The organism is Streptomyces sp. NPDC054842 (assembly GCF_053611025.1).
This window is the reverse complement of record NZ_JBSGZN010000001.1, coordinates 123867-150459: the sequence shown is the minus strand read 5'-3', so window position 1 is coordinate 150459 and position 26593 is coordinate 123867. Positions and strand designations below refer to the sequence as shown.

Sequence of the window (26593 nt, the reverse complement as noted above, 5' to 3'; positions counted from 1 at the left end):
ACAACGTTGGCGCAAACCGCGCTGCGGGTTCCGATCGGAACCCGCAGCGCGGTGACAGCAACTCAACGACTGGCTACCGGAGCAAAAATGGCAATCCAGCAAGGCGCCACGGACACCTGGACGAAGTCCTCCTACTCCACCGGCAACGGCGCGTGTGTCGAGGTCAAGTCCCCGCTCGTCGCGGCGATGGCCGTCCGGGACTCGAAGGTCCCCGAAGGTCCCACTCTGGCGTTCCCCGCGAACTCGTGGAACGCGTTCGTGACGGAGGTCGGCCGGGGAGCCTTCGACCTGACCTGATGCACCGACGCCCACCCTCACACCGAACAACCGCATACGCACCACCGACAGAGCCCTCTCGTCCGGCCCGCCGTCCTGGCCGAGGGGGCTCGGCCTTTCCGGGGCCGCCCGGCGGCGGCTACCTGAGCCGGTCGACATAGGTGTCCGTGCCGGGCACCGTGGGGACGAAGGGGGCCACCAGCTCCACCCGCCCCAGCCCGGACCCGGCCACCGCGTCGTCCAGACCCGTGAACCATGCCTCCCAGCACTCCCGCGGGTCGGCTTCGAGGAACCACAGCAGGGTCAGCCGGGTGTCGACGCCCTCGACCTGCTTGACGTAGGTCATGCGGTCGCCGGGCAGCGGGGTCGGCCGGAAGACGGTGACGAGGGAGGCCGGGGAACCGGCCAGCCGCCCGGGCAGGTGGCGGGTGCGCAGCCAGTCCAGCAACTCGGCCCGCCTCCCCGCGGATTCGGCGTCGACGACCTCCAGGACCAGGCCCGCGTACGGGTGGTCGAGGGCGTGGGTGTCACGGGGGCCCGAGGCGCCGTCGCGGTAGACCGTGGCCTCGTGGTCCTGGAACGCGGTGAAGACATGGGTGCGCTCCCGGTGGATGCGGTGATCCCGGTTGAGGCGCTTGTTGATGCCGACGGTCCACCGCATGTGGTCGTCGTAGCGGCCCTCGGTGACCCAGTACGTGGACAGGTAGCAGCCGGCGGTGACGGGCTGGGCGACGGCCGACTTCTCGGGGTAGCGCAGCAGTTGGAGGTCGCGGGTGGCCACCCAGCGGCGTCCCGCGAACATCCAGGGCATGGCCATCGCGCCGGCGTAGTAGTGGTCGTCCTCGTACCAGCGGTTGTAGGCGTGCTCGTGGCCCGGATGCGGTTCGACCATGGTGATCAGGGCGTGGCCCGGGTGTACGCCGTACGGGCCGAGGGCGGCCAGTTCGGCGTACACCTCGCTGCGGGTGTCCTCGCTCATGTCGCTCCCCTTTCTGCGCCGGTCCCGCGCGGGACTTCCCTCCTCGGTCGGCAGCCCATACTCTGACGCCCCGTCAGACAATGCGCCAGAGCCGGGAGGTCTCCGATGCCGCTGCTCGCGGGCAGGACCGTCGTCGTCTCGGGAGTGGGCGCCGGGCTCGGACACCGGGTCGCCGCGGCGGTGGTGCGCGAGGGGGGCAACGCCGTGCTCGGCGCGCGCACGGAGGCGAACCTCGCCAAGACGGCCGCCGAACTCGACCCCGACGGCACCCGCACGGCGTACCGGGCGACGGACATCACCGACGAGGCGAGCTGCGAGGCACTGGCGGCGCTGGCCCGGGAGCGGTTCGGGCGGATCGACGCCGTGGCCCATGTGGCCGCCTGGGACAGCTACTTCGGGGGCCTGGAGGACGCCGACTTCGCCACCTGGCAGTCGGTCATCGACGTGAACCTGCTCGGCACCCTGCGGATGACCCGCGCCTGCCTGCCCGCGCTGAAGGAGGACGGCGGCTCGGTCGTCGTCATCGGCACCCAGTCGTCGGTGGCCGCCCCCACGCAGGTGCGCCAGGCGGCGTACGCGGCGTCCAAGGGCGCGCTGACGAGCGCGATGTACTCGCTCGCCCGTGAGCTCGGGCCGTACCGGATCCGGGTCAACACCGTGCTGCCGGGCTGGATGTGGGGACCGCCCGTCGAGGCGTACGTCCGGTTCACCGCGCACACCGAGGGCGTGCCGGAGGCGGTCGTGCGCGAGCGGCTGGCCGGGCGGATGGCGCTGCCCGAGCTGGCCACGGACGGGGATGTCGCGGACGCCGTGGTGTTCCTGGCGTCCGACCGGGCGCGGGCGATCACGGGGCAGTCCCTGCTCGTGAACGCCGGCGAGGTCATGCGCTAGTCGCGGCTGTCGCCTCCTCTTCCGGCCGCACGGGACCCGCATCCCGTACGCCTGTCTCCTTGTCGCTGGTCCGTCTGGCGAAGTGCCCGCTCATCGTGTGGTTCACGTCACGAGCACGACAACAGCCCTACAGGTCAAGAGCAAGTAAAATCGTTCTGCTTTCTGATCTGTGTTCATATCCATGACCGACTAGGGCTTGACCGGCCGGTCGAACCGGCGGTTCAATCCCCGAAGTCCCCGCACCCGCACGGGGGCTCCGCCCGCCCCCGACGTCCCGGCTCCGCCCGGGCGGGGGACCCATGCGTACTGGCGAAGTGCCGTCCGGTATCTGCAGTTACAAAGGCGGACCCCTGGAGGGGGCACATGAACGGTCTCGACTGGGCCGTCCTGATCGCGTACTTCGGCGTGATGACCGCGATCGGCATCTGGTCCCACAAACGCGTGGACGACGTCAGCGACTTCTTCACCGCGGGCGGCAAGATGCCGTGGTGGCTGTCCGGCATCTCGCACCACATGTCGGGCTACAGCGCGGTCATGTTCACCGGGTACGCCGGCATCGCGTACACCTACGGCATCACCTCGTACGTCACCTGGTCGCTGCCCATCGCCATCGGCATCGCGATCGGCGCCAAGGCCTTCGCGCCGCGGCTCAACCGGCTGCGCTCACGGCTGCACGTCGCCTCGCCGCTGGAGTACCTGAAGGACCGCTACAACCTGCCGACCCAGCAGGCGCTCGCCTGGTCCGGCATCCTGCTGAAGATCGTGGACGTCGGCGCCAAGTGGGCCGCCATCGCCACGCTGCTGAGCGTCTTCACCGGGGTCTCGCTCACCCAGGGCATCCTCATCACCGGCGGCATCACGGCCGTGTACTGCACGATCGGCGGGCTGTGGGCCGACGCGCTGACCGAACTCGGCCAGTTCGTCATCCAGTTGCTGGCCGGTGTCGCGATGCTGGTCATCGCGCTGAACAAGATCTCCGACCAGGGCGGGCTGTCCAAGGCGCTCGACTCGCCCAAGCTGGACGGCCACGCGAGCGGGTTCGCGGGCCCCTACATGACCGTCTTCTTCATCGCGTACCTGTTCATCAAGCTCTTCGAGTACAACGGCGGCATGTGGAACCAGGCCCAGCGCTACATGGCGACGGGCAGCGCCAAGGAGGCCACGCGGTCCGCGTACCTCTCCGCCGCGCTGTGGTTCGTGTGGCCGGTCATCCTCTTCATCCCGATGTGGCTGTCCCCGCTGCTGGTGACGGCCGAGAAGCCCGACGGCTCCGACGCCTACGGGCTGATGACCGAACAGCTGCTGCCGCACGGCCTGCTGGGCCTGGTGGTCGTCGGCTTCTTCTCGCACACGATGGCCATGTGCTCCTCGGACGCGAACGCGATCGCCGCCGTCTTCACGCGGGACATCATGCCGGTGCTGTCCAAGGCGGCGCGGGCCTGGGACACCCGGGCCGGGCTGATCGCCGGGCGCGTCACCACCGTCGCCTTCCTCGGCCTCTCCATGGCGGTGGCCACGCAGGTCAACTCCCCCACGTTCAAGGACATCATCACCGTCGTCATCAAGTGGGTGGCCGGCCTCATGGGGCCCATCGCGATCCCGTTCATCCTCGGCCTGCTCCGGCCGTTCCGTAAGTCCGGTCCGACGGCGGCGCTCACCAGCTGGGCCTGCGGCCTGATCGCGTTTTTCCTGATGAACTACCACCTGGACTTCTCCCAGCGCACCGACGTGAAGCTGGAGTACCAGGTCTCCGTGCCGATGGCGATCTCCCTCGTCCTCTACGTCCTCATCGGCTTCCTCAAGCCCGAGGACACCCCCGAGCGCGACGCCCTCATCGAGATCATCAACACGGACGACGACGGCTCCGGAGCTGCGGCCGCCGTCCCCGCCCCGGCACCGGCGGCGGACGGGGTGGTGGGCACCCCCGTCAAGGACTGACCGGCGCCCGACCGGCCGCCGCCCGTGCCGGGGCGGCCGGTCAGGCGCGCGGATACCGGGCGAGCCAGCCCGGCGAGGAACCGGCGGGCCCGTGCAGCGCGGGCCCCTGCGTCATCTCCATGGCGAAGTCGTCCGCCAGGACCAGCATCGTGGGACGGCCCTCCAGCTCGGCCAGCCAAGCCGGCGGGAGGGCCGTCTCGCCGTGCAGGGCGCCGAGCAGTCCCCCGGTCAGGGCGCCGGCCGCGCCCGAGGGCCCGCCGTGGTTCACGGCGAGGGACAGCGCGTGCCGCACGTCCTCGCCGACCAGCGCGCAGTACACGGCCACCGCGAGCAGTCCCTCCGCCGTCCCCTGCCCGGCCAGCTCCTCCACCCTGCCCGGGGACGGCATCCCCTGCCGTACGGCACCCAGGGCGTGCTGGAGCGCGTCGGTGACGGGCTGCTGCCCCGGGCGCGCGGCGAGCAGCGCCAGCGCCCGCTGCACGGCGGCGTCCAGGCTCTCGCCGCGGGCCAGCGCGTGCACCACCACCGCGTACGCCCCCGCCGACAGATAGGCCACGGGGTGGCCGTGCGTCTGGGCCGCGCACTCCACGGCGAGCTGGAGCACGAGCTGCGGCTCCCAGCCGACGAGCAGCCCGAAGGGCGCCGACCGCGCCGCGGCCTCGGCGCCCGGCTCCCCCGGGTTCTTGGGCGCGTCCAGCGTGCCCATGGTGTCGTCGCCCAGACCCAGCAGACAGGCGCGGGCCGGGCCACGCCGGGCGTACAGCCACTCCTCGCGGGCCAGCCAGCCGTCGTCCTTGCGGCGCTCGTCGGGGCCCCAGTCGCTCTGCGTCGCGGCCCAGCGGCGGTAGGCGCGGTGCAGGTCGGTCGGCGGGTGCCAGGCGCCGGTGTCCCGGCGCACCTGGGCGCGGATCAGGCCGTCGAAGGTGAACAGCGTGAGCTGGGTGAGGTGCGTGACGGTGCCGCGTCTGCCGTACGCCGGGACGAGATCACCGGCGCCGGCCGCGCCGTGCGCCGTCCGGATCTCCTCCAGGGTCAGCGCGTCGAGGGGAGCGCCCAGGGCGTCGCCGAGGGCCGCCCCCAGCAGGGTCCCGCGCACCCGGCTCCGGAAGTCCTGCTGCTCCCTGCGGCCCCAGACGGCACCGGATGTCGCACCCACCACGCCCTCCTCCGGTCCGCAACGCTCAGCACTGTAATCGAACGGGAACGGTCGGTTCAGGGCCACGATCAGTCACCTGCACCACAACCGTTCGGGTCCCCCGCGGGTCCAGATGAACGAAAGACCTATCCGGACCCAACTTTCGGAGTCACTCGTGCCTCACCCCAAGAGCCGTCGCGGCGTCGCACGGTGCGCGGCGCTGGCCGCCCTGCTGACCGCGCCCCTGGTCCTGTCCGCCGGTCCGGCCGCCGCCGCCGCGCCGAAGACCCCCGTGGTGGACTTCAACGGCGACGGCTTCGCCGACCTGGCGGTCAGCGCCCCGTACGCCACCGTGTCCGGCGTCTTCCAGGCCGGCTCCGTCTCCGTCGTGTACGGCTCCTCGGCGGGCACCGACACCGCCCACCCGCAGCTGATCACGCAGGCCACCGCGGGCGTGCCCGGCGATCTCATGGAGTACGGGACCTTCGGCATCAGCACCGCCGCCCGCGACCTCGACGGGGACGGCTACACCGACCTGGTCGTCGGCAGCTATTACCACCCGATGGTGCTCTGGGGCTCCGCGCAGGGCCTGAGCGGCGGTGCCCCGCTCGCCGACGCCGCGTACCGGGTGGCCGCCGGTGACATCGACGGCGACGGGCACGCCGACGTCATCGCCAACGGCAACGGCAACCTGGAGGTCCGCTTCGGTCCCTTCACCCGGGCCGGCGCCCCCGCCCGCACCGACACGCTCGTCGTCGCCGACGAGTCCGGCCCCCAGGACATGGCCGTCGGGGACATGAACGGTGACGGCAAGGACGACGTCGTCACCACGAACGGCTTCGAGGAGATGCAGTTCAAGTCCCGCTACTACAAGGGGACATCGACCGGACTCTCCTCGACGTACAAGAGCACCGGCTTCTACACCGTCGGCGGTGTCGTGGCCGACGTGAACCAGGACGGCTACGGGGACCTCGTGGCCCGCCAGGTCGACCAGGTGTCGGAGATGATGGACTACGACGCGGGCGCGGTCCGGGTCGTCTACGGCTCGTCGACCGGGCCCTCCACGCGCACCACCAAGATCACGCAGAACACGGCGGGCGTCCCCGGCACCGACGAGGCGGGCGACGACTACCGCAACTTCGGCGACCAGTTCGGCTACTCCCTGGCCGCGGGCGACGTGACCGGCGACGGCTACCCGGACATCGCGGTCGGCGTTCCCGGTGAGGACATCGGCTCGGTCCGCGAGGCGGGCGCGGTGGTCCTGCTCAAGGGCGGCGCGTCCGGCCTGACCGGTTCGGGCGCCCAGGCCTTCAACCAGTCCACGTCCGGTGTCCCCGGCGCGTCCGAGACGAGCGACAACTTCGGCCGTACGGTCCTGCTCGTCGACGTCAACGCCAACAACCGGGCCGACCTCGTCGCGGCCGCCCCGCTGGAGGACGGCACCTACAAGGACTCCGGCGCGGTCTGGGTGCTGCGCGGCTCGAAGGCCGGCACGACGACCACCAACATCGCCTCGTTCGGCCCGGGTTCGCTCGGCGCCCCGGAGAAGGAGGCCCTGTTCGGCCAGCGGCTCGCCCGCTGAGCACCCGGCGCCACGGGACCGGCGGCGCGCCGACCGGTGCCCCGGTCACACGGGACGGGCGGCTCGTCCGCCGAGCACGGGGGCTCGCGGGACCGGCAGCTCGTCCGCTCGTGACCGGTGCCGGGCGCCTCCGCCGGCACGGCGGGCACTCGCGGTCGGTCGGGTGCCGAGCGCCCTGCCCCGCCTCGCGCGGTGTTCCGGTGGGACGGCGGCCGTCAGCCCCGGCCGTCGGGCAGGCGGTCGCACACAGCCCGGCGCTGCTCCAGGGCCCACGCGTACCCCGGTCTGAGCTCCAGGGCCCGGTCCAGGTCGGCGAGGGCCTCCGTGTGCCGTCCGAGGGCGTTCAGGCAGGCACCGCGGCTCGCGTACGCCGACGCGTACGCGCCGTCCAGGGCGAGCGCCCGGTCGTAGTCCGCGAGCGCCTCCTCGTGGCGCCCGGCGACCCGCAGGGCGTCGCCGCGCTCGCAGGCGCCCCACGCCCAGTCCGGCTGGACCCGGACGGCCCGGTCGAGGTCCGCCAGCTGCCGGGCGTGCTCGCCCCGCGCGCGCCACACGCGCGCCCGGCGGGCCAGCGCCCAGCCGTACTCCGGGCTCAGCTCCAGGGCCCGGTCCAGGTCCGCGAGCGCCTCGTCCAGCTCGCCCCGGCCCAGCCGCGTCGCGCCCCGGGACGCCCAGGCGAAGGCGCGGGCCGGGTCCAGGGCGATCCCCCGGTCCAGATCGGCGATCGCGGCGTCGTACGCGTGCAGGATCCGCCGGTACTCGCCGCGCATCGCGTAGGCCCGCCCGTCGTCCGGCGCCAGCGCCAGGGCGCGGTCCAGGTCGGTCACCGCGCCCTCGTGGTCGCCCAGTTCGCCCCGGCTCAGGGCGCGGCCCCGGTGGGCGCGGGCGAGCCCCGGATCGAGGGCGACCGCCCGGTCGTACTCGGCCAGCGCCCGGGCGTGGGCCCCCGCCCGCCGCAGCGCCGCGCCGCGGACCGAGCGCGCGAGCGCCCGCCCCGCCGGGTCGAGTCCGCCCCGGTTCAGCAGCAGCCCGAGTACGGCGACGACACCGGCGTCCGGACGCTCCTGCCCGCCGGGCTCCGGGTCGCCCGTACCGGCCGGTTCCCCGGTGCCGGCGAGCGCCTCGGTGAGGTCACGTCCCCAGCGCGCCACGTCCACGGCGTCCGCGTCCTGGCCCGCGTCGGCCAGCACCCGGGCCCACCGCGCGGCCACCTCCTCGCCCTGGTCGCACGCGCGGACCGTGTCCGCCAGCACCCCGGGGAGCGCCGCCCGGGGGCGGGCGCACAGCAGGTGGTACGACTCCGCGAGGCGCAGCTCCCGCCACTCCCCGTCGGCCCACGGCGGCTCGGTGTCCGGGCCCGCCTCCAGCTCGCCGCGCCACCGCCCGAACGTCCCGGCCAGCCGCGTGTGCCGCTCCGTCCAGCCGCGCGGTGAACGGCGCCGCTCCAGGCGGAGCATCGGGGCCCGTACGACGTCGTGGTACCGCAGCCCGTTCCCGCCGTCGGCGACGAACGGCAGCTCCCGCAGCCACGCGTACAGCACGTCGGCCTCCTCGTCCGCGCAGACCGACGCCGCCCGGAACACGTCCGCGTCCAGCCGGCGGGGCAGCGCGCAGGCCAGGACCAGGGCCCGGCGTACGGGGTCCTGCTCCCACTTCAGGAAGCGGTCGACGGCGGTGGCGCTTGGGTCGCCCACCTCGTCCGGGGCGGCGGGCCGGTTCGCGGCCAGGGTGGAGACCAGCACCGGCAGCCGTCCGGTGAGCCGCAGCACCTCCTGCACGACCGGCTCGGCGACGACGTCCCGGCCGGCGAGCAGCAGGCGTGCCTCGGTCTCGGTGAACGGCCCGAGCGGCACGTCCGTCACGGAGTCCGCGAGGCCGCCCCAGCGGGCGGTGTGCAGGGGGCGCTGCCCGGCGGTGACGACCACGACGTTGTCCGGCAGGGCACCGCCGTGGCGGTCCGTGCCGAGCATGTCGTGCAGCCAGCCGTCGAGGAAGGGCCCGGTGCGCTCGTAGGTGTCGAAGAGGAGGACGATCCAGGGCACCCGGGCGGCGGTCCCGGCGAGCTCGTCCAGCAGGACGGGCGTGAGGACCTGCTCGGGGGCGAGGACCAGCCGCAGGTCCTCCTGGTTGCGCGGCCTGCCGCCCATCGACGCCCGCAACCGGTCGGCGCCCTGGGCGAGTTGCACCGGGTCGACGGCCCCGGTGAAGACGCCGACGCCGGGCAGCAGGCCGAGGCCCACGAGTCCGGCCCGGGTCGCCGCGAGGGTCAGCTGCGACGGCTGGGCCGGTGCGTCGGGGCCCTGGGCGTCCGCGGGGTGGCCGCCCCGCGGTCCGAGGGCCGCCGCGACGGCCGTCTCCGCCTCGTGGCGCCGCTCGGCGTGGGCGGCCAGCAGGCGGTCGAGGTCCTTGAGGCGGTGCCCCTCCCGGGCGCACCGGGCGCTGATGGCCGCAATCGCCTCCGGCACGCTGCCCACGGCCTCGTCGACGTACACGGTGAGCGCCCCGCACTCGCGCGCGATCCGCTCCCACTCCCGCACGAGGCATGTCTTCCCGACGCCCGCGTTGCCGTGCACGTGGAAGAGGAACGTGTGCCGCTCGTCCTGCGGCGCGTGCGCCAAGTTGGCCCGGAACAGCGCGCGTTCGGCGTCCCGCCCGACGAACGCGCGCCGGCCGCGCTCGCTGATCACCTGCTGCGTCGAGGACCGCGCCCGCGCCATGAGCCGTTCCCTCCCCCGGTCACCGGTCAGGCCGAGCACCAGTGTGGCGTAACGCGCCGGCATCCGGACGGGGTCCGGAGCCGGCGCGTCGTGCGGGTCAGCAGATGCAGGGATCCGTCCCCGAGCCGAGACCAGGGATTCTGTCGTCCTTCAGCGCGCCGGAGTACGCCTGTACCTCGTCCACGTCACCGTGCAGGTACTCGCCCCAGCCGTCACCGGACTTGGCCCGGCCGATCTGCAGTGCCCCGGAGCTGTGCCAGCCGCTCGGCAGGTGTCCGGTGGCCTGCTCGTTGGTCCAGCCGTTCACGAACAGTTTGACCGTGTCCGCCGCGTCGTCGTAGACCACGGCGAGGCGGTGGCCCCCGCCCTTCCCGCCGTCCGCAGCCGACACCTGCGACACGACCGTCTCGGCGGCTCCCACCTCGTCCTTCTGCGCCACGATCAACTGCCAGGCGTGCCGGGAGGGGTCGTAGCGCACCTTGAAGGCGTCGGTGTTCTCCCCCGCCTGGGACAGCACGGTCATCGGACGCGCCGGCTCGGAGTCCGCCAGCCGGACGACCACACCCAGGGTGAAGCTGTCCCCGGTGTCCACCACGGGGCCCTCGGCGACGGCGTGACCGGTCTCGCCGTCCAGCTCCAGGTGTCCGTCGCCGACCAGCGCGGGCGGCGTGTAGGTGCAGTCGGGGTCCAGTTCCGGGATGCAGGAGTCGCTCGGGGCACGGTAGATCGTCGCCCCCGTGCCGAGCCTCAGCGGGGTTCCGTCGGACTGCTCCGGACTTGCGCCGTCCGCCGCGTTCTCCAGCGACCAGTGGCCGAGCAACGTGGGTTTCCGGTAGCCCAGTTCGCCCACCTCGCCGGGCACCACCACCCGGTCGTGCACCTGTACGTCACCGATGCTGCCGTGCCAGCGGGCGTGGTAGCCCGACGTGCCGCGGGCACGCCCGATCTGGAAGGCACCGCTCGTCGCGGAGGGCGTGGCCTTGACCGCGTCACCGACGGGGCGGCCGTTCACGTACAGCCGCGCCGTGCCCGTCTCCTGGTCGTACAGCCCCAGCAGGTGCGCCCACTCACCGGTCTCCGCAGCGCCGCCCGACAGCCGCGTGCCGCCGATCGCGAACGACCAGGCGGGACCGGAGTCGCGGCTGCTCAGCCCGAGCCGGAAGCCGGCCGTGTCGCCCGCGTCCTGGCTGGCGACCGTCATGTTCCGGTCGGTCTGCGCCGGCCGTGCCCAGGCGCTGACGGCGAAGGTCTTCCCGGGGGTGACGGCCGGTACGTCCGGGGTGAGGAAGCCGTGGCCACTGCCGTCGAGGGCGGCGGTGGCGGTCGCCCCGGTACCGGAGGGAGCGGCGCCGCCGAAGGTCACCCCAGTTCCGGCCCGGGCCGCGGTGCCCGTCTCGGCGGCGGCGGAACGGGAGCCCGCCGGGTCGTCGAGCTTCCAGTGGGCGGCGGGGGCGCGGCCCTCCTTGACGCGGAAGGAGTACGTCGTCGTCCCGCTGCTGCGCCCCGAGCGGTCGATCGCCCGGACGCTCAGGTAGTCGGCACCGCTCCGGAGCGGCAGGAAACGGATCGTGGCGGGTCCGCCCATCTCGTCCGGCCGGACGGCCGCTTCGGTCCCGCCGACGAACCTGTACCGGTACTCGACCACGTCGGGCGACGGGGAGTCCATGGTGAAACCGCCGTAGACGCCGACACCGTCGTGCCACTGGTCGTCCGAGTAGTCGGGCGAGGTGACGACCGCCGCCTGCGGACTGGAGTCGTCGTACACGAACTCGCAGGCCGAGCCGTCGCCCTCGTCGCTCCACGCGGACACGGCCTTGCCGTCGTCCGCGCGGACGTGCCAGGACACCACGGTGTTCGCCGGGATGTCCTGCGGCATCCTCCACTGCTGCCGCGTTCCCGAGGACGTCTCGTAGGAGGTGTAGGTGCGGCGCTGCCGGACGCCTGCCGAATCCGTCCACCACGCCTCGAACTCGCCCTTGACCACATTGGCATCGGCGGGTTGATTGTCCTCCTCGGGGTCGTACAGGACCGCCCAGAGCGTCGGCGGCCCCGAGACGTACGCCTTGTCGTCCCCCGTGCCGCACGCCTCGTTCTCGGTCTTCAGGTCCTGCACGAGCGGCTGCTTCGGCGGCAGGTTGTCCACCGCGTACGCCGTGCCGGACAGGACCGAACCGGCCGTGACCACCACCGTCGCGCAGGACACCGCCGCCATCCTGCGGCCCCCGGTGCGTCCGGCCCCGGATCGTCTCCCCATACCCAACTTCCCCTCCCCTGTGGACTTGCGGCCCGTGGATCACACGAGCCGCCCGAAGCTAACAGGGGGCACGGACAACACCGAACGGTTTTCCCCGGCCCCTGGCCCGGAAGCGCCGAAAATCCCCTGGGCCCCGCGGGCCACCCCCGCCATAGTTGCTCCATGGCCGCCACCCGTCCCTCTCGTGGGCCCTTCGCGCTTCCCCTCGCCGCCGGTCTGCTCACCGGCACCGTCGCGCTCTACATGGCGCTCGTCGCGTTCGGGAACATCACGGACTTCGGGACCAACCAGCAGTTCGTCCGGCATGTCCTCGCGATGGACACGACCTTCAAGGACGACGACCTGATGTGGCGGGCCGTCGAGTCGGAGGCGCTGCAGGACGCGGCCTACGTGGCGATCATCGTGTGGGAGACGCTCTCCGCGCTCGTGCTGGTCGCGGCCTGCGCGCAGTGGGCGCGGCGCAGGCAGACCGAGGCGCGCCGGCTGTCGACGTACGGGCTGGTGATGGTGATGCTGCTGTTCGGTGCCGGGTTCATCGGGGTCGGCGGCGAGTGGTTCGCGATGTGGCAGTCGGACACCTGGAACGGGCTCGACGCCGCGACCCGCGTCCTCACGCTGAGCGGGGTCGTGCTGCTGGTCGTGCACCTGCCGTTCGGCGGCCGGGTGTCCTCGCCGTCGGACGGCGGCGCGTAGCGCACCGCGGGGCCGCCTCCGGCGGGAGGCGGCCCCGCGGGCCTCACTCCAGGACGGGCAGCAGCTCGGGCAGGTGACCGTCGGAGGCCGCGGCGGCCCGCCGCCGTTCCTCCGGCACCTCGCCGTAGAGCGTGGTGCGCGGCTTCGCCGGACGGCCCGCGGCCTCGGCGACGGCGACGAGATCAGCGACGGACTTGTAGGAGCCGTAACTCGATCCGGCCATGCGGGAGATGGTCTCCTCCATCAGCGTGCCGCCGAGGTCGTTGGCGCCGGAGCGGAGCATCTCGGCCGCGCCCTCCGTGCCCAGCTTCACCCAGCTGGTCTGGATGTTGGGGATGTGGGGGTGCAGCAGCAGCCGGGCCATCGCGGTGACCGCGCGGTTGTCGCGGACGGTGGGGCCGGGACGGGCGATGCCGGCCAGGTACACGGGCGCGTTGGTGTGGATGAACGGCAGGGTCACGAACTCCGTGAAACCTCCGGTCTGCTGCTGGATGCGGGACAGGGTGCGGAAGTGGCCGAGCCAGTGCCGGGGCTGGTCCACGTGGCCGTACATCATCGTCGAGGACGAGCGGATGCCCAGTTCGTGGGCGGTGGTGACGACGTCGATCCAGGTCGCGGTGGGCAGTTTGCCCTTGGTCAGGATCCAGCGGACCTCGTCGTCGAGGATCTCGGCGGCGGTGCCGGGGATGGAGTCGAGGCCCGCCTCCTTGGCGGCGGTCAGCCACTCGCGGATCGACAGGCCGGTGCGGGTGGCGCCGTTCACCACCTCCATCGGGGAGAAGGCGTGGACGTGCATCCCGGGGACGCGTTCCTTCACGGCCCTCGCGATGTCGAAGTAGGCCGTGCCGGGCAGGTCGGGGTGGATGCCGCCCTGCATGCAGACCTCCACCGCGCCGACCTCCCACGCCTGCTGGGCGCGGTCGGCGACCTGGTCGAGGGAGAGCGTGTAGGCGTCGGCGTCGGTGCGGCGCTGGGCGAAGGCGCAGAAACGGCAGCCGGTGTAGCAGACGTTGGTGAAGTTGATGTTCCGCGTGACGATGTAGGTGACGTCGTCGCCGACCGCCGACCTGCGGACGTCGTCCGCGATCCGGCAGAGCGCGTCCAGCGCGGGCCCGTCGGCGTGCAGCAGGGCGAGGGCCTCGTCGTCGGTGAGCCTCGTCGGGTCGTCGGCGGCGGTCGCGAGGGCCTGGCGCACGTCGGTGTCGATGCGCGAGGGCACCATCCCGGGGGCCGCCGCCTCGCGCAGGGACTCCCAGTCGCCGTAGACGAGGTCGAAGTCCTCGCGCCGGTCGCCGGTGCGTCCCTCGGAGTCGATCGTGCGGTGCAGGTCGGTGCGGCCGGAGGCGGTGAACGCCTCGTCGGGCTCCTGCCACGGGTGCCCCTCGACGACCGCGTCCTCGCGGGCGAGGCCGGTCTCGGGGTCCGCCAGCGCCCGTACGTGCGGCAGCAGCCGCGGGTCCAGCCACGGCTCGCCCCGCAGCACGAACTCCGGGTACACGCACAGTCGTTCGCGCAGCTCGAAGCCGGCCGCCGCGGACTGCGCGGCGAGGGCGTCGATCTGCGGCCAGGGGCGCTCGGGGTTGACGTGGTCGATGGTGAGCGGCGAGACCCCGCCCCAGTCGTCGATGCCGGCGCCGATGAGCCGCCCGTATTCGGCGTCCACCAGGTTGGGCGGCGCCTGGAGGCAGGCGGCGGGGCCCATGATGTGCCGGGCGACGGCGACGGTGGCGATGAGTTCGTCCAGTTCCGCGTCCGGCATGCCGCGCATCGCGGTGTCCGGTTTGGCGCGGAAGTTCTGGATGATGAGTTCCTGGATGCCGTGGTAGGCGCGGGAGATCCGGCGCAGGGCGAACAGGGAGTCCGCGCGCTCCTCGTACGTCTCGCCGATGCCGATGAGCAGCCCGCTGGTGAAGGGGACCGAGGAGCGGCCCGCGTCCTCCAGGACCCGCAGCCGGACGGCGGGCTCCTTGTCGGGCGATCCGTGGTGCGGGCCGCCGGGCTCGGACCACAGCCGGGTGGCGGTCGTCTCCAGCATCATGCCCATCGACGGGGCGACCGGCTTCAGCCGCTGGAAGTCGGTCCACGACAGGACGCCCGGGTTGAGGTGCGGCAGCAGGCCCGTCTCCTCCAGGATGCGGACGGAGATGGCCCGGACGTAGGCGATCGTGTCGTCGTAGCCGTGCGCGTCCAGCCACTCGCGGGCCTCGGGCCAGCGGTCCTCGGGCTTGTCGCCGAGGGTGATCAGGGCTTCCTTGCAGCCGAGTTCGGCGCCCCGGCGGGCGATGTCCAGCACCTCGTCCGGGGACATGAACATCCCGTGCCCGGCCCGGCGCAGCTTGCCCGGCACGGTGACGAAGGTGCAGTAGTGGCACTTGTCGCGGCACAGCCGGGTCAGCGGGACGAAGACGCTCTTGGAGTAGGTGATGACGCCGGGGCGGCCGGCCGCGGCGAGCCCCGCGTCGCGCACGCGGGCGGCGGACGAGGCCAGGTCCTCCAGGTCCGTGCCGCGGGCCTGGAGCAGCACGGCCGCCTCGCCCGCATCGAGCGCGACGCCGTCCCGTGCGCGTTTGAGCGCACGCCGCATGGAGTTCGCGGTCGGCCCGGTTCCGGAGGTCTCGGAAGTCGCGGAAGTCGTCATCCGTCGAGCATACGATCGTGGTGATCAGGCGAAACAGGCACTGTCCGGTTCGTATCGCCGGGCCGGGCACCACCGGGTGCCGTCGGCCGGAGGCCGTTCACCGGGACTTCGCCGCCGTGTACGGGGCGTGTCACCGGAGCCCCACCGCCGTGTACGGGGCGTGTCACCGGGAGCCCGCCGCCGTGTACGGGGCGTACGCGTCGAGCGTCCGCAGCACCGCCGCCTCCCCGGCGGGCGGCAGCTGCACGACGACCTCCTCGACGCCCAGGTCCGCGTAGTGCGCGAGCTTGCCCGGGGTGGGCCGCACGGCGGACGGCACCACGTGCAGGGCCGCCGGATCGCGTCCGGCGGCGGCCCAGGCGGCCCGCAGCGCGGGGACGGACTCGGCGAGACCGCGGCCCCCGATGGGCATCCAGCCGTCGGCGTACTCGCCGACGTGGGCGAAGAGTTTCGGTCCCGCCGCTCCTCCGAGGAGCGTGCGCGGCCCGGTCACGGGTCCGCGGGGCGGGTGCGGCGGCTTGGGGTGGGCGTGGCTCGCCCGTACGCCGCCGTGCTCCCCCGTGTACGCGGTCGGTTCGGGCGCCCACAGCGCGCGCATCACCGCCATCCGGTCGCGGACCAGCTCGCGCCGGGTGCGCCACCGCACCCCGTGGTCGGCGGCCTCCTCCACGTTCCAGCCGAAGCCGACGCCGAGGGTGAACCGGCCGCCGGAGAGGTGGTCGAGCGTGGCCACCTGCTTGGCGAGGGCGATCGGGTCGTGCTGGGCGACGAGGGTGATCCCGGTGCCGAGGCCGAGGTCCCGGGTCACGGCCGCCGCCTGGGCAAGCGCGACGAACGGGTCCAGGGTGCGGCCGTACTCGCGGGGCAGCTCCCCGCCGGAGGGGTTGGGGGTGGTGCGCTCGACCGGGATGTGCGTGTGCTCGGGGAGGTACAGCCCGGCGAATCCGCGCTCCTCCAGCGCGCGGGCGAGCCGGACGGGTGTGATGGTCTCGTCGGTGAGGAAGATCGTGGTGGCGATCCGCATGAGCACTTCCTAGCACTCGCGCCGCCAACCCGATAGGCGCGGATCCCCTTCCCTTGCACGGGAGTTCACGGGTGAATACCAAGGTGGTCCGTGCCACCCCCGTCCCTCATCACCCCTGGGAGCAGCTCAATGTGCGAGGACGACCACGGCATCGGCAGGCGCGCGCTGTTCGTGACGGGAGCGGCCGCCGCGCTGACGCTGGGCAGCGTGAGTTTCGCGAGCGGCGCCGCCGCGGCGGACGGCCAGGAGACGCGGACCGTGCGGGGCACCCTGCCCACCGGCTCGCCCGACTTCGTGTACCTGCCGGTCGAAGTGCCGCACGGCGTACGGGAGATCAGGGTCGCGTACCGCTACGAGAAGCCGGCGGTCCCGGCGGGCACTCCGGGCAACGCCCTCGACATCGGCCTCTTCGACGAGCGCGGCACCGAGCTGGGCGGTGAGGGCTTCCGCGGCTGGTCGGGCGGCGCCCGCTCGGAGTTCTTCGTCCGCGCGGACGACGCGACGCCGGGCTACCTCCCGGGACCGGTGCGCGCCGGCACCTGGCACATCGCCCTCGGCCCGTACACGGTGGCGCCGCAGGGCCTGCCGTACGAGGTCACGGTGACGCTCACGTACGGCGAGCCGGGCGCCGCGGTCAGGCCGTCGTACCCGCCGGAGCGGGCCAAGGGGCGCGGCCGGGCCTGGTACCGGGGCGACTGCCACCTGCACTCCTGGTACTCCGACGGGCGCCGCACCCCGGCCGAGATCGCCGCCCTGGCGCGGGCGGCGGGCCTGGACTTCATCAACACCTCGGAGCACAACACCCACGCCTCGCACGCCCACTGGGCGGGCCTGGCGGGCGACGACCTGCTGATCCTGCTCGGGGAGGAGGTGACGACCCGCAACGGGCACGTGCTGGCCGTCGGCACCGACCCGGGCACCTTCGTCGACTGGCGCTACCGGGCCCGCGACAACCGCTTCGGACGGTTCGCGCGGCGGATCCGGCGGTCCGGCGGGCTCGTCGTGCCCGCCCATCCGCACGCCACCTGCATCGGCTGCAACTGGAAGTTCGGGTTCGGCGAGGCGGACGCGGTCGAGGTGTGGAACGGCGCCTACACCCCGGACGACGAGATCGCGCTCGCGGACTGGGACGGCATGCTGGTCGCCTCCGTCCGGACCGGCGGCGGGTGGATCCCGGCAGTGGGCAACAGCGACGCGCACCGCGATCCCGACCCGGTCGGCCTGCCGCAGACCGTCGTCCTCGCCGACGAGCTGTCCCGCGAGGCGGTCCAGGACGGCATCCGGTCCGGCCGCTGCTACGTCGCCGAGTCCTCGTCGGTGTCGCTCGCCTTCAGGGCGTCCGGCCCGAAGGGCGAACACGCCGGGATCGGCGAGCGGTTGCGGGTGGACCGGGAGGCGCCGGTCACCGTACGCCTGGAGGTGACGGGCGCCCCGGGCCGCACGGTCCGCTTCGTCACCGACCAGGGCGTCCTGTTCACCTCGTCGCTGCCGGACTCGGGCACCGGTACCGCCGAGTGGCGCACGACCGCGGCGTACGCGGCCTACGTACGGGCCGAGGTGCGGCACGCGCCGACGACGCCGGGCCTGCCGGGGGCGCTGGCCGCGTTCACCAACCCGGTGTTCCTGGGGCGGACACGGGCGTAGGGACGGCGCCGCTCAGCGCGCGGCGGCACGGGGGCGCTGCGGCAGCAGGTGGGTGGCGAGGGCCTCGTAGACCGCGCGCAGGGACGCGTCGGGGTCCTGCTCCGCGGGACCCCACCAGGCACCGGTGACCGCTCCGCGCCGTGCGGCGCGGCGGGGGACCGAGGACCTGAGCGGTGGGGCGTCGGGCCAGTTCGCCAGGAGGTCCGCCGTGCCGCCGCCCGGCACGGACCGGGCGCCGAGGAGGACGATCCCCGCCGAGCGGGCGGGGTCCCGGCCCGCGAACGCGCCCGCCGGGTCCTTCGGCGCGATGTCCCAGGTCAGGGCCCAGCCGTGGGTGCGCATGACGTGCGCCCACCGGTACGGCCCCGCCGCCGCGCCCCGCTCCGGCGGGGCCGTGGGCAGGACGCGGCCGTCCGCCGTGCGCACCCGGGGCCGGAAGGCCGCGTTCCCGTCGCCGGGCCGCGGCCAGAGGGGAACGACGCCGAGCCACCGGTCGCAGGCGTCGGTGACGGCCTGCCGGCCCGCGGGCGGGGCGTCGAGCAGCACCAGGTCGTACGGCCGCCGGGCCGCGAGGGTGCGCCGCAGCTCCGTGGCCCGGCAGACCACGACGTCGAGCACGCCCGGCCGCCCTGCCGGGCCCGCGCCGGGCCGGCGGGCCGGAGCCCCGTCGAGCAGGGACTCCACGCCGGGCCGCTCGTCCGTGCTGACCAGCAGGACCCGCTCACCCTGCCCGGCCGCCGCCACGGCCAGCGACAGCGCGACCGTCGTACAGCCCGACCCGGCCGCGTCGTGCGCCGCCACGACGGCCAGGACGTTGCGCCGCGGGGTCAGCCGCGGCCCGGGGCCCCAGTCCCGGAACGGTGCCCGCACCTCCGCCTGCCGGTGGGCCGCGCGGGCGGTGAAGTCGTCGCCGCCGGGGACCCCGCCCTCCGCGTCGAGGAGGTCGACGGCGGGCAGCCCGCCGAAGACCGGCAGACGGCGCAGCACCCGGCTGCGGGCCCGCGCGAGGTCGACGGGCAGCGCGTCGGCGGGCGGCGCCTCTGCGGGCAGCAACGCCTCTTCGGATCGGGTGATTTGCCCGCCCCAGGGCTCGGGCGGGCCCGGCGTCGTGCGGTGGCCGGCGAGGTACTCCCGCACGGCGGACAGCTCCGCCACCGGCACCCGCACACGGATCGCCCCCTCATGTCCGACGCGGCTCAGCTCCGTTCCCGCCGCGAAGTGCTCGGGGGAGGAGCGCAGCCCGGGTATCCCGCTCGGCGTGCCCGCCCGGGCGCCCCACGGGGTGTGCGGCCGGGGCAGCAGTGCCTCCAGGACGGGAACGGCATGGCCAGGACCGGTGCACAACGTCATTCCGTCGCACCGGGGTTCGGTGCGCTCGATGCCGAAGAGGGGGCCGTCCACCGGGTCCCACGGTGCGAACGCGGTGTTGAGGGCCGTCAGGACGAGCGCCTCCAGCTCCGTCTGTGCCGCTCCCGCCGCGTCGGGCACCGGGTCGCTCCCGCGGGGCAGCTCGCGCAGTTCCCGCCGGGCCGCGTCGACCTGCTCCCCCGTGAGTGCCGCCCGCGACCGCGCACGTCCGCCTCCCCAACCCGCCCGCACGACCATCGGCCTCCCCGTCGTCCCGCTCCGGTGTCCCGCCCGGACGTCCTACCCACGGGCAGGGGCGCCGGCACCGGATCGCGCGGGACCCGGCCGGGCCGGTCCCCTCCCGCGGGCCGTCGGCGAGGCGGTCGAACCACTCGGGAGCACGGCGCCCGGCCGGGCGGCGGTGGCGGGCCCGCCCGAAGCGTCCGGGCGGGGCTCGTCCGAGGTGCCCGCCGTGACGTCCGGGGTGAAGACGGCCGCATGCACCGCGTCCCGTGACGCGCCGCGAGAAGCCGTGGCCGACGACGGCCGAAAACGGCCCCCTTCGGGTGAGCGGGTACGGTCACGGCAGCGGTGGCCGGGTACGGAGGGGAACGGAATGGCGCGGTATCACGAGGTGAAGCACCGGGCGGTGACGGCGTTCCAGCGGCGGATCGCCAACCCGCTGATGCGGCGGCTGCCGTTCCAGGCCCTGCTGGAGACCACCGGGCGCGTCTCGGGGCTGCCGCGCCGCACCCCGGTCGGCGGGCGCCGGACCGGGCGGACGTTCTGGCTCGTCTCCGAGTTCGGGGAGAGGTCGCAGTACGTGCGCAACATCCGGGCGGACCCGCGGGTGAGGGTGCGCGTCCGGGGCCGGTGGCACCACGGCGTCGCCCGTCCGCTGCCGGACGACGACGCCCGGGCGCGGCTGCGGTCCCTGCCGCGCGTCAACAGCGCCGGGGTGCGCGCGCTGGGTACGGACCTGCTGACCGTCCGGGTCGACCTGACCGACTGAACACCGTGCGGGTCACCTGAACGACTGAGCACGCCCTTCACCGCCCCCTCGGACGGTCACCGCGGCGCGCGGCCGTCACCCCGCCCAGACGATCGACTGCATCTCGCTGTACGCGTGCAGCGCGTACGAGCCGACGTCGCGGCCCACCCCGCTCTTCTTGAAGCCGCCGAACGGGGCCTCCATGTTGCGGCCCACGGTGTTGACGCCGACGCCGCCCGTCCGCAGCCTGCGCGCCACCCGGAAGGCCCGCGCCACGTCGCCCGACCAGACGTAGTCGATCAGGCCGTAGTCGCTGTCGTTGGCCAGTTCGACCCCCTCGTCCTCGTCGTCGAAGGGGAGCACCACGACCACCGGCCCGAAGATCTCCTCGCGGACCACCCGCATGCCGGGGGTGCAGTCGGCGAGCAGGGCCGGAGCCACGTAGAAGCCGCGCTCGTACGGCGGACGGCGGCCCCCGGTGACGACCCGCGCCCCCTCCTCGCGCCCGAGTGCGACGTAGGACTCCACCCGGTCGCGGTGCGCCGCCGAGATCACCGGTCCGACGACCGTGCCGGACTCGCGCGGATCACCCACCCTCAACCGCCCGGCGTAGGCGGCCAGTCGGGCGACGAGCCGGTCGTGCACCGGCCGCTGCACCAGCACCCGCGTCGGCGCCGTGCAGATCTGCCCGCTGTAGAACGAGAACGTCGTGCCGATCCCGGCCACCACCGCGTCCAGGTCCGCGTCCTCGAAGACGAGCGCCGCGCCCTTGCCGCCCAGCTCCATCAGCTGCCGCTTCATCCCGCGCCCGCACACCTCGGCGATGCGCTGCCCGACGGCGGTCGAACCGGTGAAGCTCACCATGTCCACGTCGGGCGAGTCCACGGCCGCCTCGCCGACCTCCGCCCGCGAACCGCTCACGACGTTCACGACGCCCGGCGGCACGCCCGCAGCCTCCAGCGCCTCGGCCATCCGGTAGACCGACAGCGGGTCCTGCGGGGCGGGCTTCACGACCACCGTGTTGCCCATGGCCAGGGCGGGGGCGACCTTGCCCGCCGGGTTCGCCCAGGGGTTGTTGTACGAGGTGACGCAAGTGACCACGCCGACGGGCTGGCGTACGGCAACTGCGCCCATCACCGCCGCCGCGCCGAACGGCCCGGCCTCGTTGACCTGCGGCGGCAGCGGCTGCTCCACGGGCTCGACGCGCGCGTACCGCTGGAAGCGGGCCGCCGCGACACCGACCTGCATGGCGCGCGCCGTGCCCGTCGTGGCGCCGCTCTCCGCCTGGGCGAGCCCGGCGCAGGCCACGAGGTCGCGCCGGATGAGCCCGGCGGCCCGGCCGAGGACGGCGGCCCGCTCCTCGGCGGGCGTGCGGGACCACGGGCCGAATGCCTCGCGGGCGGCGGCCGTCGCCGCGTACACCTGCTCCCGCGACGCCTCCGGGGCCAGCCCGACGACGCCCTCCGTCGCCGGGTCGGTCACCTCGTAGTACCCGTCGTCGGGCGGGACCCAGGCGCCCCCGACGAACAGCCGCTGCCCCTCGCTCACCCGGCCTCCCCCGTCCGTTCCGGTGCGCCGCTCACCGGGTGCTCACCGTCCGCGTGTCGCGCCCCGAGCGCAGCACCCGGCCCGGCACGGCACCGGTGACCACGTCGTCGCGGATCGACTCGACCCCGTTCACCCACACGGCCGTGATCCCGATCGCCCGGGCGTCGAGCCGCGGGCTGTCCCCCGGCAGGTCGTGCACCAGGGTGGCCTTGCCCGCGTCGATCCGCGCCGGGTCGAACAGCACCAGGTCGGCGTGGAAGCCCTCCACGACCCGTCCCCGCTCTCGCAGCCCGAACAGCTGTGCCGGATCGTCGGTGAGCATCTTCACCGCCTGCTCCAGCGGGACCAGCTTCCGGCCGCGCAGGCAGTCCCCGAGGAAGCGGGTCGTGTACGGCGCCCCGCACATGCGGTCCAGATGGGCGCCCGCGTCGGAGCCGCCGAGCAGCACGTCCTCGTGCTGCCAGGTCTCGGCCCGCAGCGCCCAGGAGTCCGGGTCGTTGTCGCTCGGCATCGGCCACAGCACCGTGCGCAGGTCGTCGTGGGCGCAGATCTCGACCAGGCACGCGAAGGGCTCCTGGCCGCGTTCCGCCGCGATGTCCCGGACGACCCGCCCGGTGAGGCCCTCGTTCGCGGGGCTGTAGGTGTCCCCGATGACGTACCGCCCGAAGTGGGCGAGCCGCCGGAAGACGCCGGCCTCCTCGCTGTCCGCGCGCCGCAGCATCTCCGCCCGCACCACCGGGTCGCGCAGCCGCGCGATGCGCTCCGGCACGGGCAGGGCGAGCACCTCGCCCCAGCCGGGGATCAGGTTCAGCGCGCAGAAGGTGCCGAGCGACATGTTCATCGGGGTGAGGATCGGCATGGTCAGGGCGACGACCCGGCCACCGGCCCGGCGGGCGCGCGCGCTCGCCTCCAGCTGGCGCGGGACGCGTTCCGGCACGGCGGCGTCGATCGTCAGGACGTTCCAGTTCAGGGGCCGTCCCGCCGCCGCGCTCATCTCCGCGAGCAGGTCGATCTCGGCGTCGCTGAACCGGTCGAGGCAGCCCGCCACGATCGCCTCGATCTGGGTGCCCTCGTGGTCGGCCACCGCCCGTGCCAGCGCGAGGAGTTCGGCGGGGCGGGCGTGGCGGGAGGCGACCGGATCGCCGTCGCCGTCCGAGTGGGTGGAGGACTGCGTGGTCGACAGGCCCCAGGCCCCGGCGTCCATCGCCTCGTGGAAGAGGGTGAGCATCCGCGCGAGCTGCTCCCGGGTCGGCTGCCCGCCGACCGCGTCCGGGCCCATGACGTACCGGCGCAGCGCGCAGTGCCCCACCATGAAGCCGGCGTTGACCGCGATCCGGCCCTCCAGGGCGTCCAGGTACTCGCCGAAGGTGTGCCAGGTCCACGGCGCGCCCTCCTCCAGGGCGACCAGGGACATGCCCTCGACCTTGGACATCATGCGGCGCGTGTAGTCGGCGTCGGCGGGGCGGCCGGGGTTGAGCGGCGCGAGCGTGAAGCCGCAGTTGCCGCCCGCGACGGTGGTCACCCCGTGGTTCAGGGACGGGGTGGCGTACGGGTCCCAGAAGAGCTGGGCGTCGTAGTGGGTGTGGGGGTCGACGAAGCCGGGGGCGAGCACGAGTCCGTGCGCGTCCTCGGCCGTCCGCGCCTCCTCGGCGATCCGTCCGACGGCGGTGATCCTGCCGTCCCGGATGCCGACGTCGGCGGTGTACGCGGGGGCGCCCGTCCCGTCCACGACGGTGGCGCCCCTGATCAGGTGGTCGAGCATGCCCACTCCCCTTCCTCGCCCGTCCCCGGTGTCACGCGGACCGGCGGAACCGGGTCGTACGGTGCACCGGATCCGTGTCGATCTTCGGGATCACGTGCTCGCCGACCAGCCTGATCGTCTGCAGCGTCTCCTCGCGCGAGATGCCGATGGGCAGCCCGAAGGAGAGCTGGTCCGCCCCGGCCTGCTCCCACCGCTTGCACTGCGTCAGCACCTCGTCCGGGTCGCCGCAGATCAGCAGCTCCTCGGCGATGAGGAGTTCGACGATCTCCTCGTTGAACTCGGGCAGCGTCTCGGGCCACACCGGGAAGCCCTCGGGCCGCGGGAAGGTGTCGTGGTAGCGGAAGACGAGCGACTGGAGGTAGTGCAGCCCGCCGCCCGCCGCGATCCGTACGGCCTCCTTGTGCGTGGGCGCGCAGACGGCCGTCGAGGTCACCATCACGTTGTCGTTGACGAAGTCCCCGACCGGCCGCGCCTCGACGATCGCCGTCTTGTACTGCTCCAGGACCCACTCCATGTCGGAGACCTTCTGCACGCTGAAGCCGAGCACGCCGAGGCCCTTGCGGGCGGCCATGGCGTACGAGGGCGGCGACCCGGCGGCGTACCACATGGCGGGGTGCGACTTCCCGTACGGCTTCGGCAGGATCTTGCGCGGCGGGAGCTGCCAGTGCTTGCCCTGGAAGCCGGCGTACTCGTCCTGGAGCCACATCTTCGGGAACTCGGCGATCGTCTCCTCCCAGATCTCCTTGGTGTGGTTCATGTCGGTGACACCGGGGATGAAGCCGAGGATCTCGTGCGAACCGGCGCCGCGGCCGGACCCGAACTCGAAGCGCCCCTCGGAGAGGTGGTCGAGCATCGCGACCTTCTCGGCGACCTTCACCGGGTGGTTCACCTGGGCGAGCGGGTTGAAGATGCCGGAGCCGAGGTGGATGCGCTCGGTGGCGTGGGCGAGGTAGCCGAGGAAGACGTCGTTGGCGGAGAGGTGCGAGTACTCCTCCAGGAAGTGGTGCTCGGAGGCCCAGGCGTACTTGAAACCGGACTTGTCCGCCTGGATGACGTACTCGGTCTCCTCCATCAGCGCCTTGTGCTCGGCGAGCGGGTCGGTCTCGGCGCGCTTGCCCACGTATCCCTGTACGAAGAGCCCGAATTCCACAGCGGTTCACCGTCCCTGCGATGACGACGGTGTTTCTGACGCACCGTCAGATGTGTTGAGGCGACTGTTCCACCGGCCACCTGGACCGTCAAGAGCTGACTTGACGTCAGATAAGGTCGTGCGCCCGTCAGATGACGCTGACCCCCGCCAGCCACCCGCCGTCGATCACGAACGGCTGACCGGTGATGTACGAGGAGTCCTCGCAGCTCAGGAAGAGGGCGAGCCGCGCGACCTCCTCGGGCCGGCCGATCCGGCCGAGCGGCACGAGCTTGCTGTACACCGCGTCGAGCGCCTCGGCGCCGTCCACCACGTCGGCACCGGGGTCGAGCTGGGCCGGATTGCTCATGGCGGTGTCGATGGCTCCGGGGCAGACGGCGTTGACGCGGATGTTCCGGGCGGCCAGCTCCAGGGCGGCCACCCGGGTCAGCCCGACGATGGCGTGTTTCGTGGCCGCGTACGCGCCCACGTAGGCCATACCGGTCAGGCCCGCGAACGAAGCCGTGTTGACGACGGTGCCCCCGCCCGCCGCCGCGATCTCGGGCGCCACGGTCCTGATCCCGAGGAACACACCCGTCTGATTGACCCGCACGACCTCCTCGAACTCCTCCAAGGGGGTGCGCACCAGCTCGTTGAAGCGCAGGATGCCCGCGTTGTTGACCAGCCCGTCGATCCGCCCGTACGCCTCCTTTGCCGCCTCCACCGCGGCGCGCCAGTCGTCCTCGCGGCTCACGTCCAGACGGACGTACCGGGCGCCGATCTCCTCGGCGAGCGCCTTCCCCTGGTCGTCCAGCACGTCCGCGAGGACGACGCGGGCGCCCTCCGCCACGAAGAGCCGCGCCTCCTGCTCGCCCTGCCCGCGTGCCGCGCCGGTGACGATCACGACGCGTCCGTCCAGCTTGCCCATGGCTCTCCCTAGTCGAGGTGGGGCGCGACGTCCGCCCCGAACGCCGTCATCTGGTCGAGGAGTTCGGACCGGCTCCGCGACCGGAACCGCACCTGGATCTGGTGCACCCCCATCGCCCGGTACGCGCGCAGCGACTCGGCGAGCGCGTCCGGCGCCCCCCGGAGCGTCCGCCGCCCCACGTCCCACGCCGGCTCCCCCACGTACAGCGGCTCGGTGATGGCGCCTACGACGACGGGCCCGCCGACGCCCGCCTCCGCCCGGAGCCGGTGCAGCCGCGCGATCTGTTCCGGGAGCCGCTCGCGCGGGTCCCCCTGCGGCAGCCAGCCGTCCCCGCGGACGGCCGCCCTGCGCACCGCGGCCGGGGACGACCCGCCGACCCAGACCGGGACCCGCTCCTGCGCGGGCCGCGGGCGCTGCCCGAGGCCCCCGAAGTCGTAGAGCTCGCCGTGGTGTTCGGGATACTCCTCCGGCCCGAGCGCGGCACGCAGGGCGTCGATGGACTCGTCGAGCACCGCGCCCCGCCGCTCGAAGTCCACGCCCAGCGCCTCGAACTCCTCCCGCACGTGTCCGGCGCCGACACCGAGCACCAGCCGCCCTCCCGACAGGTGGTCGAGCGTCGCGTACTGCTTCGCGGTGACGAGCGGGTGGCGCAGCCCGACGACGGCGACGTGGCTGAGCAGCCGGACGCGCTCGGTCACGCCCGCCAGGAAGGCGAGGGTCGCGACGGGGTCGTACCAGACGGTGCTCATGGCGTCGGCGAGGCGGCGCGGGACGCCGACGTGGTCACAGCTCGCGAGGTAGGCGAAGCCGGAGCGGTCGGCGGTGCGGGCGATCTCGGCCAGGTCGCCGGGGCCCGCCGCCGCCTCCCACGGCTCGGCGTAGATGGTGCTCTGCGACTGGACGGGAAGCTGCATCCCGTACGCCAGTCGTCCCTGCGGCGGCATCTCCATGGGCGCGCACCCCTCAGGTGACGGTCGTCATGTCCGTGTCGTGCTCGTGGTGCGCGGCGCCCCGGACGGGAGGTCGCGGGGGCGGGTCGCCGCCGGGAGGTCACCGCGGGCACCCTCGGGCGAGAGGTCACCGCGGGCGAGAGGTCACCGCGGGCGCACTCGGGCGAGAG

General features: G+C 73.7%; 19 protein-coding genes. 7 read left to right on the top strand and 12 right to left on the bottom strand.

Annotated elements, in window-relative coordinates:
- Positions 1–87 precede the first annotated feature (87 nt).
- The gene (locus ACWGIS_RS00600; protein WP_355785459.1) at positions 88–297 is read left to right on the top strand and encodes a DUF397 domain-containing protein; all 210 of its coding nucleotides are present in this window, start codon (positions 88–90) and stop codon (positions 295–297) included.
- 118 nt (positions 298–415) lie between these two features.
- Here the strand turns inward: ACWGIS_RS00600 and ACWGIS_RS00595 are convergent, their stop codons facing one another.
- Positions 416–1255, bottom strand: coding sequence for a hypothetical protein (locus ACWGIS_RS00595; RefSeq protein ID WP_453360214.1), 840 nt, complete (start codon positions 1253–1255; stop codon positions 416–418).
- A gap of 105 nt (positions 1256–1360) precedes the next feature.
- Here ACWGIS_RS00595 and ACWGIS_RS00590 point away from each other — a divergent pair, with 105 nt between their 5' ends.
- Both ACWGIS_RS00590 and ACWGIS_RS00585 read left to right on the top strand, forming a co-directional pair.
- Positions 1361–2146: an SDR family oxidoreductase gene (locus ACWGIS_RS00590; protein ID WP_453360213.1), complete on the top strand. Its 786-nt coding sequence runs from the start codon at positions 1361–1363 to the stop codon at positions 2144–2146.
- Positions 2147–2509: 363 nt separating this feature from the next.
- Complete coding sequence (locus tag ACWGIS_RS00585) at positions 2510–4084, top strand: sodium:solute symporter family protein (protein ID WP_453360212.1); 1575 nt, start codon at positions 2510–2512, stop codon at positions 4082–4084.
- Positions 4085–4124: 40 nt separating this feature from the next.
- Here the strand turns inward: ACWGIS_RS00585 and ACWGIS_RS00580 are convergent, their stop codons facing one another.
- Complete coding sequence (locus ACWGIS_RS00580) at positions 4125–5240, bottom strand: ADP-ribosylglycohydrolase family protein (protein WP_453360211.1); 1116 nt, start codon at positions 5238–5240, stop codon at positions 4125–4127.
- A 154-nt stretch (positions 5241–5394) separates the two neighbouring features.
- Between ACWGIS_RS00580 and ACWGIS_RS00575 the strand changes: the two genes are divergently transcribed.
- Complete coding sequence (locus ACWGIS_RS00575) at positions 5395–6801, top strand: FG-GAP-like repeat-containing protein (protein ID WP_453360210.1); 1407 nt, start codon at positions 5395–5397, stop codon at positions 6799–6801.
- 215 nt (positions 6802–7016) lie between these two features.
- On the opposite strand, the gene ACWGIS_RS00570 is transcribed toward ACWGIS_RS00575, so the two are convergent.
- Positions 7017–9581: a tetratricopeptide repeat protein gene (locus ACWGIS_RS00570; protein WP_453360209.1), complete on the bottom strand. Its 2565-nt coding sequence runs from the start codon at positions 9579–9581 to the stop codon at positions 7017–7019.
- Between the two features lie 34 nt (positions 9582–9615).
- Complete coding sequence (locus tag ACWGIS_RS00565; RefSeq protein ID WP_453360410.1) at positions 9616–11730, bottom strand: LamG-like jellyroll fold domain-containing protein; 2115 nt, start codon at positions 11728–11730, stop codon at positions 9616–9618.
- Positions 11731–11934: 204 nt separating this feature from the next.
- On the opposite strand from ACWGIS_RS00565, the gene ACWGIS_RS00560 reads away from it, so the two are divergent.
- Positions 11935–12465: a DUF2165 domain-containing protein gene (locus ACWGIS_RS00560; RefSeq protein WP_453360208.1), complete on the top strand. Its 531-nt coding sequence runs from the start codon at positions 11935–11937 to the stop codon at positions 12463–12465.
- A 43-nt stretch (positions 12466–12508) separates the two neighbouring features.
- Here ACWGIS_RS00560 and ACWGIS_RS00555 read toward each other — a convergent pair whose 3' ends face one another.
- Complete coding sequence (locus ACWGIS_RS00555) at positions 12509–15103, bottom strand: bifunctional FO biosynthesis protein CofGH (RefSeq protein WP_453360207.1); 2595 nt, start codon at positions 15101–15103, stop codon at positions 12509–12511.
- 163 nt (positions 15104–15266) lie between these two features.
- A complete protein-coding gene (locus tag ACWGIS_RS00550) occupies positions 15267–16127 on the bottom strand; it encodes a TIGR03619 family F420-dependent LLM class oxidoreductase (RefSeq protein ID WP_453360206.1) in 861 nt (286 codons plus the stop codon).
- A gap of 129 nt (positions 16128–16256) precedes the next feature.
- Between ACWGIS_RS00550 and ACWGIS_RS00545 the strand changes: the two genes are divergently transcribed.
- Positions 16257–17771 carry a CehA/McbA family metallohydrolase gene (locus tag ACWGIS_RS00545; protein ID WP_453360205.1) on the top strand — a complete coding sequence of 505 codons (1515 nt, stop codon included), beginning with the start codon at positions 16257–16259 and terminating at the stop codon, positions 17769–17771.
- Positions 17772–17783: 12 nt separating this feature from the next.
- On the opposite strand, the gene ACWGIS_RS00540 is transcribed toward ACWGIS_RS00545, so the two are convergent.
- Positions 17784–19376 (bottom strand): hypothetical protein, encoded by a 1593-nt coding sequence (locus tag ACWGIS_RS00540; RefSeq protein ID WP_453360204.1) that lies wholly within the window; start codon positions 19374–19376, stop codon positions 17784–17786.
- A gap of 358 nt (positions 19377–19734) precedes the next feature.
- On the opposite strand from ACWGIS_RS00540, the gene ACWGIS_RS00535 reads away from it, so the two are divergent.
- Entirely contained in the window at positions 19735–20130 is a 396-nt protein-coding gene (locus ACWGIS_RS00535; RefSeq protein WP_453360203.1) for a nitroreductase/quinone reductase family protein, read from the top strand.
- Between the two features lie 75 nt (positions 20131–20205).
- On the opposite strand, the gene ACWGIS_RS00530 is transcribed toward ACWGIS_RS00535, so the two are convergent.
- The 5 genes from ACWGIS_RS00530 to ACWGIS_RS00510 all read right to left on the bottom strand — a co-directional run bounded on the left by ACWGIS_RS00530 (position 20206) and on the right by ACWGIS_RS00510 (position 26423).
- Positions 20206–21657: an aldehyde dehydrogenase family protein gene (locus ACWGIS_RS00530; protein WP_453360202.1), complete on the bottom strand. Its 1452-nt coding sequence runs from the start codon at positions 21655–21657 to the stop codon at positions 20206–20208.
- Positions 21658–21688: 31 nt separating this feature from the next.
- Entirely contained in the window at positions 21689–23419 is a 1731-nt protein-coding gene (locus ACWGIS_RS00525) for an N-acyl-D-amino-acid deacylase family protein (protein WP_453360201.1), read from the bottom strand.
- 31 nt (positions 23420–23450) lie between these two features.
- A complete protein-coding gene (locus ACWGIS_RS00520) occupies positions 23451–24569 on the bottom strand; it encodes an LLM class flavin-dependent oxidoreductase (protein ID WP_453360200.1) in 1119 nt (372 codons plus the stop codon).
- 127 nt (positions 24570–24696) lie between these two features.
- Positions 24697–25473, bottom strand: coding sequence for an SDR family NAD(P)-dependent oxidoreductase (locus tag ACWGIS_RS00515; RefSeq protein WP_453360199.1), 777 nt, complete (start codon positions 25471–25473; stop codon positions 24697–24699).
- An 8-nt stretch (positions 25474–25481) separates the two neighbouring features.
- Positions 25482–26423 carry an LLM class F420-dependent oxidoreductase gene (locus ACWGIS_RS00510; RefSeq protein ID WP_453360198.1) on the bottom strand — a complete coding sequence of 314 codons (942 nt, stop codon included), beginning with the start codon at positions 26421–26423 and terminating at the stop codon, positions 25482–25484.
- Positions 26424–26593 lie beyond the last annotated feature (170 nt).